Origin of the sequence: Citrobacter freundii ATCC 8090 = MTCC 1658 = NBRC 12681 (genome assembly GCF_011064845.1) — a bacterium.
In the GTDB taxonomy this organism is placed as follows: Bacteria; Pseudomonadota; Gammaproteobacteria; order Enterobacterales; family Enterobacteriaceae; genus Citrobacter; species Citrobacter freundii.
This window is the reverse complement of sequence record NZ_CP049015.1, coordinates 2,177,049-2,191,176: the sequence shown is the minus strand read 5'-3', so window position 1 is coordinate 2,191,176 and position 14,128 is coordinate 2,177,049. Positions and strand designations below refer to the sequence as shown.

The following is a 14,128-nucleotide window of genomic DNA, read 5'->3' as shown; positions in this document are numbered from 1 at the left end:
TATTGTCGAATATAGCGACAGGTAGTCGCACGCATATAATCTGGAGTTCACATGAAATTTTCAATACCAAATCGTATAGATGGTCGGGTACCCGTATTATCCGCAGCAGATGCAGTTAATTATATTCCTGATGAAGCAACTCTTTGTGTATTAGGTGCAGGTGGCGGTATTCTCGAAGCAACAACATTAATTAACGCGCTGGCTGAAAAATATAAAAACTCTCAGTCACCACGAAATCTAGCGTTGATTAGCCCTACAGGTCTGGGTGACCGTGCCGACCGGGGAATTAGCCCGCTGGCACAGGAAGGCTTAGTCAAATGGGCATTATGCGGACACTGGGGACAATCACCACGAATCTCCGACTTGGCGGAACAAAATAAAATTGCCGCCTATAACTATCCTCAGGGCGTATTAACCCAAACCCTGCGTGCATCGGCAGCCCACCAGCCTGGGATCCTCAGTGATATCGGCATCGGTACATTTGTTGACCCTCGCCAACAGGGCGGTAAGCTGAATGAAGTGACCACCGAAGATCTGATCAAATTGGTGGAAATTGATAACAAAGAGTACCTGTATTACAAAGCCATTGCGCCAAACATCGCCTTTATTCGCGCCACCACCTGTGACAGCGAAGGCTATGCCACCTTTGAAGATGAAGTTATGTATCTTGATGCGCTGGTGATTGCCCAGGCCGTACACAATAACGGCGGCATCGTTATGATGCAGGTGCAAAAAATGGTGAAGAAAGCCACTTTGCATCCGAAGTCGGTACGTATTCCCGGCTATCTGGTCGATATTGTGGTCATCGACCCCGACCAAACGCAACTGTACGGTGGTGCGCCGGTTAACCGCTTTATCTCTGGCGATTTTGTGCTCGATGACAGCCAACAAACTGCCCTGCCGCTCAATCAGCGTAAACTGGTGGCCCGACGCGCCCTGTTTGAAATGCGCAAAGGTGCGGTCGGCAACGTTGGCGTAGGTATTGCCGATGGCATTGGTCTCGTCGCGCGCGAAGAAGGCTGTGCTGACGATTTTATTCTGACAGTCGAAACGGGTCCGATTGGCGGCATCACCTCTCAAGGCATTGCTTTCGGTGCCAACGTCAACACTCGCGCCATTCTGGATATGACGTCCCAGTTTGACTTCTATCACGGTGGCGGGCTGGATGTGTGCTATTTAAGTTTTGCCGAAGTGGATCGCCACGGCAACGTCGGCGTACACAAATTCAATGGCAAAATCATGGGTACCGGCGGTTTTATCGATATTAGCGCCACTTCCAAAAAAATTATTTTCTGCGGCACGTTAACTGCCGGAAGTCTGAAAACGGAAGTTGCGGACGGTAAGTTAAATATCGTGCAGGAAGGTCGGGTGAAAAAATTCGTTAATGAATTACCTGAAGTGACTTTCAGCGGAAAAATTGCCCTCGAACGTGGACTTGATGTGCGTTACATCACTGAACGCGCTGTATTTACGTTAAAAGCAGATGGTCTTCATTTAATCGAAATTGCACCGGGAGTCTCTTTACAGGAAGACATCCTGGACAAAATGGATTTCACACCGATTATTTCCCCAGACCTGAAATTGATGGACGAAAGATTATTTATCGATGCCTCGATGGGCTTTGTATTACCCGACGCAGCCAATTAAAAGGAGTACCCTGATGGACTTTTCATTAACTGAAGAACAAGAACTGTTGCTTGCCAGCATTCGTGAGCTGATTACCAGCAATTTCCCGGAGGAGTATTTCCGTACCTGCGATCAGACGGCGACTTATCCGAAGGAATTTATGCGAGCCCTTGCGGACAACGGCATTTCGATGCTGGGCGTTCCGGAAGAGTTTGGCGGCATACCGGCTGATTACGTCACCCAGATGCTGGCGCTGATGGAAGTGTCAAAATGTGGCGCGCCCGCTTTTTTGATCACTAACGGTCAGTGCATCCACAGCATGCGACGTTTTGGCTCCGCCGAGCAGCTGCGTAAAACAGCAGAAAGCACCATGGAAACGGGCGATCCGGCGTATGCGCTGGCATTAACCGAGCCGGGAGCAGGCTCCGATAATAATAGTGCCACCACCAGCTACACCCGCAAAAATGGCAAGGTGTATCTCAACGGGCAAAAAACGTTTATCACTGGAGCTAAAGAGTATCCATACATGCTGGTACTGGCTCGCGACCCGGAGCCGAAAGATCCGAAGAAAGCCTTTACGTTGTGGTGGGTGGATTCTAAGAAACCGGGCATTAAGGTTAACCCGCTGCATAAAATCGGCTGGCACATGTTAAGCACCTGCGAAGTCTATCTTGATGACGTTGAAGTGGACGAAAGCGATATGGTCGGCGAAGAAGGCATGGGCTTCCTCAACGTAATGTACAACTTCGAAATGGAACGCCTGATCAACGCCGCGCGCAGCACGGGTTTTGCCGAATGCGCCTTCGAAGATGCCGCCCGCTACGCTAACCAGCGCATCGCATTTGGTAAGCCGATCGGTCATAACCAGATGATCCAGGAAAAACTGGCGCTGATGGCAATCAAAATTGAAAACATGCGCAATATGGTGCTGAAGGTCGCCTGGCAGGCCGATCAGGAACAGTCGCTGCGAACCAGTGCGGCACTGGCAAAACTGTATTGTGCACGTACGGCAATGGAAGTGATTGACGACGCAATTCAGATCATGGGCGGACTGGGTTACACCGATGAAGCACGCGTATCCCGATTCTGGCGCGATGTCCGCTGTGAGCGCATTGGCGGTGGTACCGATGAAATCATGATTTACGTCGCCGGTCGCCAAATCCTAAAGGATTATCAGAATAAGTAAGCGGTATAACTGACCGGATAGCGCAGATACGCTATCCGGGACGGTGCGGGAGAATCAAACTTCAGGCATCAAGCATTCCTGCTCAGCAAGGTTATTTTTAAACTGCTTACGATAATCGCTGGGCGTACACCCCACATGCCGCTGAAAAAGTTTGGCAAAATGATCGACGTTTTCATACCCTACCCGCCACGAAATTTCCGCCAACGAGGCCTCCGTATTGGTCAGGGAAAATTTCGCTTCTGTCATTCGCCGTTGAATAACATAATTGATGGGTGATATACGATACTCGCGGGTAAATTCATGGCAGATATAGCTCACGCTGGCGCGGAATTTTTTAGATAACTGTTCGAGAGTAATTTTTTCGCGGAAGTTGTTATTTAAATAGACCAATACATCTTTAATTAAGACATCTTTTTTAATATATCCCTGTTCAGAGCGGTAAGCATTTTTAAAGTTTTCGTAATATAACACGGTTAATGCATACGCGAATGCGTCATAAGCGGAAGACGTCAGGTTGTTCTTGCTCTGCGGGAGCATCACCCCCAGCTCATTAAAAATACTCTTAATAACCTCTTTACCCTGGCTGACGCTAATGACCGGACACGAGTGCATCTGCAATAGCTGATTGTCCTGCCAACTGTTAAACCGGAAACCGTAGAGTGCGCAGGTGTAAGTGGTAGCAGGTGCGCTGCTATCAGATGCAACCGCATGCAATCGCCCTTGCTCAATCACCACAATGTCCCCGGCATGCGCGACATACAGCGAAGAGTCGATGATTAATCTTGCAACCCCCTTTTTAACATAGATAAGCTCCGTTTCATTATCATGAACATGATGTCCGGACTCCCAGTTAGGATCATCGCTAATGACGAATCGGGAAAATCTCGGCGTTTTCCCCTGCTCAAAAAGGGTCTCAATGGCATTATCAAAGCAGCGTTGATACATGACAACCTCCACCTAAAGGCAGTAATTTTGTGAATAATGAATATCGAAAAGTGAAAACGATAATAACGTTATACAACGTTATTCCTTGCTGGCGAAACAAAATTATTTGCGTCGACTGCAAGATGATACCTCCTGCCTCATTGCGTTGTTTTCCACGTTTATTTCCGTTTGATAAAAAACGAAAAGAATAAATGTTATTAATTCAACATTAACAATTTACATATCAGAAACAATTTAAGCGTAAAAACGATAAAAAACATGATGCATTTCGCAATTATCCTTCCCTGGTTTGTTTGCTCTTTTTTCTCTTCAGTACACAAGGCCGAGCTCTCGTTTATAAAACAAGCATTCCCGCAGCACTTTTTTTTGCAAGATTGTTGGGAATGAAAACAGATTGCCCCGTCGAAAACTGTCCCCTCTCTGCCGCAAACTATTTTCAGTTAATTTTCCCTACTGTGGATGACTGGAGATGCCATGAAAATAATAACCTGCTTTAAGTTGGTGCCTGAAGAACAGGACATTGTTGTTACCCCACAGCATTCGCTTAACTTTGACCGGGCCGATGCCAAAATCAGCCAGTTTGATCTGAATGCGATTGAGGCCGCGGCGCAACTGAGTGCGGAGGGTGATGAAATCGTCGCTTTAACCGTGGGCGGATCGCTACTGCAAAATTCCAAAGTGCGTAAAGACGTGCTGTCACGTGGACCGGACAGTTTGTTCATGGTGCAGGATCCGCAATTGGAGCATTCATTGCCCCGCGACACCGCTCAAGCGCTGGCCTGCGCGGCCAAAAATATGAATTTCGACCTGATGCTGTTCGGAGAAGGATCGGGGGATATCTATGCCCAACAGGTTGGCTTACTGGTTGGCGAACAGTTGCAACTCCCGGTGATTAACGCCGTCAGCAACATCCAACGTAACGGCGACCGCATTGTGGTTGAGCGCGTGCTGGAAGACGAGGTTGAAGTGATCGACCTGCCGCTCCCCGCCGTACTCTGCGTAACCTCGGATATCAACACGCCGCGTATTCCCTCAATGAAAGCCATTCTCGGCGCGGGTAAAAAGCCCGTCACACCATGGCAAGCCAGCAATATTGGCTGGACGCCTGCGTCACCGTTAGCGGAACTGGTAAGCCTCACTGTACCGCCACAAACAGAACGTAAGCACATCATTCTGGAAAATGACTCGGCTGAAGCCATTGCCGAACTGGCTGAACACCTTAAAAAAGCCCTGAACTAAGCTCAACGGAGAGAAATTGTCATGAGTAAATTAGCTAACGTATGGGTGTTCAGCGATAACGTAGAACGCTACGCAGAATTAATGACCGGCGCACGTCAGTGGGGTGAGCATGTCCATCTTATTGTACAAGGCAGCGAACAGGCTAATCAGGTTAAACCTCTGGGTGCCGATGAAATAATCGTGCTCGAAGCCCCCTCCGGTTTACAGCGTGTAGAAAATTACGCCGAAACCATCGCGGCGCTGATGCAAGAACACGCCGGAATGCTGTTGATGTCAGCCACAAAGCGCGCGAAATCACTTGGGGCACGGTTAAGCATCCAACTCAATGCCGCGATGGTGAACGACGCAATATCGGTGACTCTTGAGGATGGCACAGTGTTCGCAGAGCACCGAATGTATGGTGGGCTGGCATTCGGCAAAGAAAAAATCAAAAGCGCGCTGGCAATTATCACTCTTGCCCCTGGCCTGCTTGAACCTGTAGCGGAAAACGCCTCGCACAACTGCCCTGTTGTCCCAGCAGCTTACATCGCACCGCTTCATGAAATTATGTGCCAGGAACGTCGCGCTAAATCCGTGAGCAGCGTGGACCTCAGTAAAGCCAAACGTGTGGTTGGCGTGGGTCGCGGCCTGGTTGCGCAACACGATCTGGAGATGGTGCATCAGTTGGCATCGGTACTGGGGGCAGAAGTGGGCTGCTCGCGCCCGATCGCCGAAGGCGAAAACTGGATGGAGCGCGAACGCTACATTGGCGTTTCTGGTGTGTTACTGAAGTCAGACCTTTATCTGACGTTGGGCATTTCAGGACAAATTCAGCATATGGTCGGTGGTAACGGCGCGAAAGTCATTGTTGCTATCAACAAAGACAAGAAAGCCCCTATTTTCAATTATGCCGATTACGGCCTGGTAGGCGACATCTACAAAGTTGTTCCGGCCCTTATCGAACATCTCAGCCGCTAATCCCCCCATTTAACGCACATCTCCCGCTGCCCTTGCAGCGGGAAGGGAGCATAAAGCATGTCAGATGAAAAATTTGATGCCATTGTGGTCGGTGCTGGCGTGGCGGGTACGGTTGCAGGCTACGTTATGGCTCTGTCCGGACTGGACGTGCTGGTCATTGAGCGCGGAAACAGTGCAGGCAGTAAAAATATGACCGGCGGAAGACTCTACGCGCATAGCCTTGAGCGCATCATGCCAGGGTTCGCGCAGGAGGCGCCGCTCGAGCGTAAAGTCACCCGCGAAAAAATCTCCTTTCTGACCGAAGAAAGCGCCGTCACTCTCGATTTCCATCGTGAAAAAGCTGACGCACCAACGCAGGATTCGTATACCGTTTTGCGCAACAGACTTGACCCATGGCTAATGGAAAAAGCGGAACAAGCTGGCGTGCAGTTCATCCCCGGTGTGCGCGTCGATGCTCTGATCCGCGAAGGTAATAAGGTCACCGGAGTCCAGGCCGGTGACGATATCCTGGAAGCCAATATTGTCATCCTGGCCGATGGCGTCAACTCTATGCTGGGGCGGTCCCTGGGGATGGTTCCTCCCTCTTCTGCACATCACTATGCCGTTGGCGTAAAAGAGCTGATCGGCTTACCTCCAGCAGTCATTGCAGATCGCTTCAACCTTTCAGGTAATGAGGGCGCGGCCTGGCTGTTTGCAGGCTCACCGTCTGATGGATTGATGGGAGGAGGTTTTTTGTATACCAACCAGGACTCCATCTCTCTGGGGCTGGTGTGTGGTCTGGGGGATATTGCCCATGCCACAAAAAGTATTCCACAAATGCTGGAAGACTTTAAGCAACATCCAACTATTCGACCATTGATTGCCGGTGGTGAATTACTGGAATATTCCGCGCATATGGTGCCGGAAGGCGGTCTGGCAATGGTTCCAAAGCTGGTCGATGACGGTGTGATGATCGTCGGTGATGCCGCCGGTTTCTGTTTGAACCTGGGTTTCACGGTGCGAGGTATGGATTTGGCCATCGCTTCCGCAGAAGCCGCTGCCCAAACAGCCATTGCAGCAAAAGAACGACAGGATTTCTCTGCCAGCAGCCTGATGGACTACAAACGCGCGCTTGAACAAGGCTGTGTGATGCGTGATTTACAACATTTTCGCAAGATCCCGGCGTTGATGGAAAACCCACGTTTGTTCACCCAGTATCCGCGTATGGTGGCCGACATCATGAGCGATATGTTCACCGTTGACGGACGTCCAAATCAACCGGTTCGCAAGATGATTATGTCCCATGCCAAACAAATCGGACTGATGAACTTACTGAAAGACGGTATCAAGGGGGCAACTGCACTATGAGTCAGGACAATACTGTTAACGTTGACGTCAAACTGGGCGTCAATAAATTCAATGTCGATGAAGGCCACCCGCACATCATCCTGGCCGAACATCCAGACCTTAATGAATTTCGCAAGCTGCTGAAAGCCTGCCCCGCCGGGCTCTATAAGCAGGACGAGAGTGGAAACATTCATTTTGATTCTGCTGGTTGCCTGGAGTGCGGAACGTGTCGAGTACTGTGCGGCGACACGATCCTCGACCAATGGGAATATCCGGTCGGAACATTTGGCATTGATTTTCGCTACGGCTAACGGATTTTACCTGTAGTACACCGGTTCGGCCACGCCGGCCATCCGGTCAGATGTATGCCGAAATCATCCAGGGAATAACTTCATGAGTATCACACTAACGTTTAACGCCGAACGTCGCGAAGTCTGGCGGCAACAGGGTTTATGGGGAGATGCTTCGCTTGGCGATTACTGGAACCAAACTGCCAGAGCCATGCCAGATAAAATCGCGGTGGTTGATAACCATGGCGCTTCATACACCTATGCTGCACTCGATAGCGCGGCCAGCAATCTGGCAACCTGGTTTTTAGCCTGCGGTATTCAACCTGGCGATCGCATTGCCTTCCAGCTACCGGGCTGGTGCGAGTTTACGATTATCTACCTGGCCTGCCTGAAAACCGGGGCCGTTTCTGTACCGCTGCTGCCAGCGTGGCGTGAAGCAGAGATGGTATGGGTGTTGAATAAGTGCAAGGCGAAGATTTTTTTCGCACCGACGCTGTTTAAACAGACCCGACCGGTCGATCTGATCCTGCCCTTACAAAACCAGTTGCCACATCTGCAACAGATCGTTGCCGTGGATAAACTGGCTCCGGCAACGACCTCGCTAGCGCTCAGCCAACTGCTTTTAGCTCCGCCATTAACCCAAACGATTAATGTTCACGCCGATGAACTGGCGGCGGTGTTGTTTACCTCCGGTACCGAGGGAATGCCAAAAGGCGTAATGCTGACCCACAACAACATCCTTGCCAGCGAGCGCGCCTACTGTGCCCGTCTTAATCTCACCTGGCAGGATGTGTTTTTAATGCCAGCACCACTGGGACACGCTACCGGTTTTCTGCATGGCGTTACCGCACCGTTTTTAATCGGCGCACGCAGCGTATTGTTAGATATTTTCACCCCAGCCGCCTGTCTTGAACTGCTGGAACAACAACGCTGTACCTGTGTGCTCGGCGCAACGCCCTTCGTCTACGACATGTTGTGTAGCATGGATAAACGGCCAAGCGATCTCTCATCGCTACGCTTTTTCTTATGTGGGGGCACAACCATTCCACAGAAGATTGCCCGTGACTGCCAGCAGCTCGGCATAAAATTATTAAGCATTTATGGCTCGACAGAGAGTTCCCCGCATGCGCTGGTCAATCTCGATGATTCGCTTTCTCGCATGATGGATACCGACGGATATGCTGCTGCAGGCGTCGAAATTAAAGTGGTGGATGAAGCACGCAATACGTTGCCTGCGGGTGTAGAAGGCGAAGAAGCCTCACGCGGTCCCAATGTGTTTATGGGCTATCTCGATGAACCCGAACTCACCGCCCGTGCGCTGGATCAAGACGGCTGGTATTACAGCGGCGACTTATGCCGAATGGACGATGCGGGGTACATCAAAATCACCGGACGGAAAAAAGATATCATTGTCCGCGGTGGAGAAAACATCAGCAGCCGCGAAGTTGAGGATATTTTATTGCAGCACCCCCGCATTCACGATGCCTGCGTTGTCGCGATGCCGGACGAACGCTTAGGTGAAAGGTCATGTGCTTATGTGGTGCTAAAACCGCCGCATCATTCGCTGTCACTGGAGTCAGTGGTAGCCTTTTTTAGTCGCAAGCGGGTGGCAAAGTACAAATACCCTGAGCACATTGTGATCGTGGAGAAATTACCACGCACAGCGTCCGGTAAAGTACAAAAATACCAACTGCGTCAGGATATTATTCAGCGTTTGAGCGTGGAGAGTGTTGCAGGATAAAGTGCCGGATGGCGACGCTAGCGTATCTTATCCGGCCTACGTTGAATAGGCCGGATAAGGCATGATGTTACTTGTTCAGTTCAGCCAGACTTAGCCAGGTCTGTACGACAGTGTCCGGGTTCAGCGACAGGCTGTCGATCCCCTCTTCCATCAGCCAGGCCGCAAAGTCTTCATGGTCAGATGGGCCCTGACCGCAAATACCCACGTATTTGCCCTGTTTCTTGGCTGCACGAATCGCCATTGACAGCAGCGCTTTCACCGCGTCGTTACGCTCATCAAACAGTTCAGAAACCACACCAGAGTCACGATCCAGCCCCAGCGCCAACTGCGTCATGTCGTTTGAGCCGATGGAGAAGCCGTCGAAGTACTCGAGGAACTGCTCGGCCAGCAAGGCGTTAGACGGGATCTCACACATCATGATGATCTTCAGTCCGTTCTCACCGCGTTTCAGCCCCTGGCGTGCCAGCTCTTCCACCACCGCTTTCGCCTGGGCAACGGTACGTACAAACGGTACCATCACTTCAACGTTAGTCAGGCCCATGTCGTTACGGACACGTTTTACTGCGTCACATTCCAGCGCGAAGCAGTCGCGGAAGCTATCGGCAACATAACGGCCCGCCCCACGGAAGCCCAGCATCGGGTTCTCTTCATGCGGTTCATAACGCTCACCGCCGACCAGGTTGGCATATTCGTTGGACTTAAAGTCAGACATACGCACGATGACGCGTTTAGGATAAAACGCCGCTCCCAGCGTCGCGATCCCTTCCGTCAGACGACCAACGTAGAATTCACGCGGAGAATCGAAACCTTTCATCATGGCGCGGATTTCATTTTGTAGCTCAGGCGTCTGGTCATCAAACTCCAGCAGTGCACGCGGGTGTACGCCAATCATACGGTTGATGATAAATTCCAGACGCGCCAGACCAACACCTTCGTTTGGCAGGCAGGCGAAGTCGAAAGCGCGGTCCGGGTTACCGACGTTCATCATCACCTTCAACGGCAGATCCGGCATGGTCTCCACGCTGGAACTCTTCACGCTAAAATCGAGCATGTCAGCGTAAACATAACCGGTGTCGCCTTCGGCACAAGAGACAGTAACCTTCTCACCATCTTTCATGCGCTCGGTCGCATCGCCACAGCCCACCACGGCAGGGATCCCCAGCTCACGGGCAATGATTGCCGCGTGACAGGTACGACCGCCACGGTTGGTGACAATCGCCGCTGCTTTCTTCATGATCGGTTCCCAGTCCGGATCGGTCATGTCGGTAACCAGTACGTCGCCTGGTTCGATACGGTTCATTTCGCTGATGTCCTGGATGACTTTGACCGAACCCGCGCCAATGCGGTGACCGATAGCACGACCTTCAGCAATAATTTTACCCTGCGCATGCAGCGTATAACGCTCCATCACCTGGCCACGAGAACGCACGGTTTCCGGGCGCGCCTGCACAATGAACAGCTTGCCGGTATGACCGTCTTTCGCCCATTCGATATCCATCGGACGACCGTAGTGCTTCTCGATCTGCACCGCCTGCTTGGCCAGTTCCTGCACTTCTTCGTTAGTCAGGGAGAAAATGTCGCGTTGTTCCTGCGGCACATCTTCGATCGTTACCTGCTTACCGTGTTCCTGGGTCGGCGCGTAGATCATGCGGATTTTTTTCGAACCCATGGTGCGACGAACGATAGCCGGACGGTTAGCCGCCAGCGTCGGTTTATGCACGTAGAATTCATCCGGGTTAACGGCCCCCTGCACGACCATCTCGCCCAGGCCCCATGCAGAGGTGATAAACACCACCTGATCGAAACCGGATTCGGTATCGATGGAGAACATGACGCCGGAAGACGCGAGGTCAGAACGCACCATCCGCTGCACACCCGCAGAGAGCGCTACGCCACGATGGTCATAACCCTGGTGGACACGATAAGAGATCGCGCGGTCGTTAAACAGCGAAGCAAATACGTGTTTGATGGCAACCAGCACGGCATCAAATCCCTGGACGTTGAGGAAGGTTTCCTGCTGACCGGCAAATGACGCATCTGGCATATCTTCTGCGGTTGCGGAAGATCGCACAGCAAAAGAGGCATGGGCATCGTCCGCTGACAGCTGCGCGTAGGCATCGCGGACGGCATTTTCCAGCTCCGGCTGGAAAGGAGTGTCGATAATCCACTGGCGGATCTGCGCGCCGGCTTTTGCAAGCTCGGTGACATCGTCAATATCCGTTTTATCCAGCAGCTCATAAATGCGCTGGTTTACACCGCTCTGGTCCAGAAACTGGTTAAACGCGTCGGCGGTCGTTGCAAAACCATTCGGTACGGAAACACCCATACCTGAAAGGTTAGTAATCATTTCACCCAGGGAGGCATTTTTGCCCCCAACTCTGTCTACATCATTCATGCCGAGTTGGTTATACCAAAGCACCAGCGGTGACGAGCCATTGTTGGACATCGAACAATCCTTATATTTGAACGAGGTTAGGAAACTCAATTTTGCGTAATTATCTTTGCATATTTACTCCAGCGAAAAAAACGGTGAATCGTTCAAGCAACTTTATTTTTTATTTTTTCAGATTGTTTCCGCATTTGCGCAAACCCGCGAGCCACAGGGGATCTCCACAAAAACTACCGGTATAAACATTTGTTCCGAAAAATGAAATGTACTTTTCATTAATTATAAAAATACCGTTTCATTTTATAAAAAAGATGCAGCAATATTCGCTTCTGGCGAATTTTAATTTATGCTTTCAGAGAATTATGTCTGCCCAGGATGAGCAAAATGGATAATGCTGTTGATCGTCACGTATTTTATATTTCTGATGGTACGGCCATCACCGCCGAGGTCTTGGGTCACGCGGTGATGTCGCAATTTCCGGTCACGATCAGCAGCATTACGCTGCCGTTTGTGGAAAATGAGAGTCGTGCGCGCGCGGTTAAAGACCAGATTGACGCGATCTACCAACAAACTGGCGTGCGCCCTTTGGTGTTTTACTCCATCGTCCTGCCAGAAATTCGCTCAATCATTCTGCAAAGTGAGGGATTTTGTCAGGATATTGTGCAGGCGCTGGTTGCCCCACTACAACACGAGATGAAGCTCGACCCTACACCTATCGCCCATCGCACGCACGGTCTGAATCCCGGTAACCTCAACAAGTACGACGCGCGCATTGCCGCCATTGACTACACCCTCGCCCACGACGACGGTATTTCGTTGCGCAACCTCGATCAGGCCCAGGTGATCCTGCTCGGCGTTTCTCGTTGCGGCAAAACCCCAACCAGTTTGTATCTGGCCATGCAGTTTGGTATCCGCGCCGCCAACTACCCCTTTATTGCCGATGATATGGATAATTTGGTGCTTCCCGCCTCCCTGAAGCCGTTGCAGCATAAGCTGTTCGGTCTGACTATCGACCCTGAGCGCCTGGCGGCCATCCGCGAAGAGCGCCGTGAGAACAGCCGGTACGCTTCGCTGCGCCAATGCCGAATGGAAGTTGCTGAGGTAGAAGCGCTGTACCGGAAAAACCAGATCCCCTGGCTGAACAGTACCAATTATTCGGTAGAAGAGATTGCTACCAAGATCCTCGATATCATGGGACTGAATCGCCGCATGTACTAGAATGCTAGTGCATTGGTTCGATTTTTTGTTATTATGCTCGCCACCAGGCAGGATGAGTGTGATATTGTGATGTACATCACTTCCCGGTAGTCCTGCCGTTGAAGCAACAAATTTCTGAGACAAGTAATGAACAGAACCGATGAACTCCGTACTGCGCGTATTGACAACCTGGTCACTCCAGCAGAGCTTGCGCAACGGCATCCTGTTTCATCCTCCGTCGCCCGTCATGTTACGGACTCCCGACGTCGGATAGAAAAAATTTTAAATGGTGAAGATCCCCGTTTACTGGTGATCGTAGGTCCCTGCTCGATTCACGATCTTGATGCCGCGATGGAATACGCGACACGATTACATGCGCTGCGCACAAAGCACCAGGCGCGTCTGGAAATCGTGATGCGTACCTATTTTGAAAAGCCACGCACCGTCGTGGGCTGGAAAGGCCTGATTTCCGACCCGGATTTGAACGGCAGTTATCGTGTAAACCACGGTATTGAACTGGCGCGAAAACTGCTGTTGCAGGTCAACGAACTGGGCGTCCCCACGGCGACTGAATTCCTCGACATGGTGACCGGCCAGTTTATTGCCGATTTAATCAGTTGGGGAGCTATTGGCGCGCGCACCACCGAAAGTCAGATCCATCGTGAAATGGCCTCCGCGCTCTCCTGCCCGGTCGGTTTTAAGAACGGAACGGATGGCAACACGCGCATCGCCGTCGATGCGATTCGCGCCTCCCGCGCCAGTCACATGTTCCTCTCGCCGGATAAAACCGGTCAGATGACCATTTATCAGACCAGCGGTAACCCTTACGGGCATATCATCATGCGTGGCGGTAAAAAGCCGAATTATTATGCTGAAGATATTGCCGCAGCCTGCGATACCCTGCACGAATTTTCCCTGCCTGAGCATCTGGTGGTCGATTTTAGCCACGGCAATTGCCAGAAGCAGCATCGTCGTCAGTTGGACGTTTGTGATGATGTGTGCCAGCAAATTCGTAACGGTTCAACGGCAATTGCCGGGATCATGGCGGAGAGTTTCCTGCGTGAAGGTACTCAAAAAATCGTTAGCGGCCAGCCGTTGGTTTACGGTCAGTCCATTACCGACCCGTGCCTGAACTGGGAAGATACTGAACTGTTGGTTGAAAAACTCGCCTCTGCGGTTGATAGCCGTTTTTAATGCTGTTCGCCGGGCAATATCACTTTGCCCGGTGCTAA

11 protein-coding genes are annotated in these 14,128 nt (G+C 51.2%); 9 read left to right on the top strand and 2 right to left on the bottom strand.

All coding sequences use genetic code 11. From position 1 onward, the window contains the following. Nucleotides 1-51: 51 nt before the first annotated feature. A complete protein-coding gene (locus G4551_RS10525; protein ID WP_003836608.1) occupies nt 52-1,647 on the top strand; it encodes an acyl CoA:acetate/3-ketoacid CoA transferase in 1,596 nt (531 codons plus the stop codon). Between the two features lie 13 nt (nt 1,648-1,660). Then, nucleotides 1,661-2,812 carry an acyl-CoA dehydrogenase gene (locus tag G4551_RS10520; protein WP_003836610.1) on the top strand — a complete coding sequence of 384 codons (1,152 nt, stop codon included), beginning with the start codon at nt 1,661-1,663 and terminating at the stop codon, nt 2,810-2,812. Between the two features lie 54 nt (nt 2,813-2,866). Here G4551_RS10520 and G4551_RS10515 read toward each other — a convergent pair whose 3' ends face one another. Then, the gene (locus G4551_RS10515; protein ID WP_003836612.1) at nt 2,867-3,757 is read right to left on the bottom strand and encodes an AraC family transcriptional regulator; all 891 of its coding nucleotides are present in this window, start codon (nt 3,755-3,757) and stop codon (nt 2,867-2,869) included. A 474-nt stretch (nt 3,758-4,231) separates the two neighbouring features. Between G4551_RS10515 and G4551_RS10510 the strand changes: the two genes are divergently transcribed. The 5 genes from G4551_RS10510 to fadK all read left to right on the top strand — a co-directional run bounded on the left by G4551_RS10510 (nt 4,232) and on the right by fadK (nt 9,310). Then, entirely contained in the window at nt 4,232-4,996 is a 765-nt protein-coding gene (locus G4551_RS10510) for an electron transfer flavoprotein (RefSeq protein WP_003836614.1), read from the top strand. A 21-nt stretch (nt 4,997-5,017) separates the two neighbouring features. Next, complete coding sequence (locus tag G4551_RS10505; RefSeq protein WP_003836617.1) at nt 5,018-5,953, top strand: electron transfer flavoprotein subunit alpha; 936 nt, start codon at nt 5,018-5,020, stop codon at nt 5,951-5,953. Nucleotides 5,954-6,010: 57 nt separating this feature from the next. Beyond that, the gene (locus tag G4551_RS10500) at nt 6,011-7,300 is read left to right on the top strand and encodes an FAD-dependent oxidoreductase (protein WP_003836619.1); all 1,290 of its coding nucleotides are present in this window, start codon (nt 6,011-6,013) and stop codon (nt 7,298-7,300) included. Continuing rightward, nucleotides 7,297-7,590: a ferredoxin family protein gene (locus G4551_RS10495; protein WP_003836621.1), complete on the top strand. Its 294-nt coding sequence runs from the start codon at nt 7,297-7,299 to the stop codon at nt 7,588-7,590. Before G4551_RS10500 ends, G4551_RS10495 begins: the two co-directional genes overlap by 4 nt. 82 nt (nt 7,591-7,672) lie before the next feature. Further along, complete coding sequence (gene fadK / locus G4551_RS10490) at nt 7,673-9,310, top strand: medium-chain fatty-acid--CoA ligase (RefSeq protein ID WP_003836623.1); 1,638 nt, start codon at nt 7,673-7,675, stop codon at nt 9,308-9,310. Between the two features lie 67 nt (nt 9,311-9,377). Here the strand turns inward: fadK and ppsA are convergent, their stop codons facing one another. Beyond that, nucleotides 9,378-11,756, bottom strand: a complete 2,379-nt coding sequence (gene ppsA, locus G4551_RS10485) for a phosphoenolpyruvate synthase (RefSeq protein WP_003836625.1) — start codon at nt 11,754-11,756, stop codon at nt 9,378-9,380. A 327-nt stretch (nt 11,757-12,083) separates the two neighbouring features. On the opposite strand from ppsA, the gene ppsR reads away from it, so the two are divergent. Continuing rightward, on the top strand, nt 12,084-12,917 hold the full coding sequence (gene ppsR, locus G4551_RS10480; RefSeq protein ID WP_003030553.1) for a posphoenolpyruvate synthetase regulatory kinase/phosphorylase PpsR: 834 nt from the start codon (nt 12,084-12,086) through the stop codon (nt 12,915-12,917). Between the two features lie 126 nt (nt 12,918-13,043). Then, nucleotides 13,044-14,090 (top strand): 3-deoxy-7-phosphoheptulonate synthase AroH, encoded by a 1,047-nt coding sequence (gene aroH, locus G4551_RS10475; protein ID WP_003836629.1) that lies wholly within the window; start codon nt 13,044-13,046, stop codon nt 14,088-14,090. Nucleotides 14,091-14,128 lie beyond the last annotated feature (38 nt).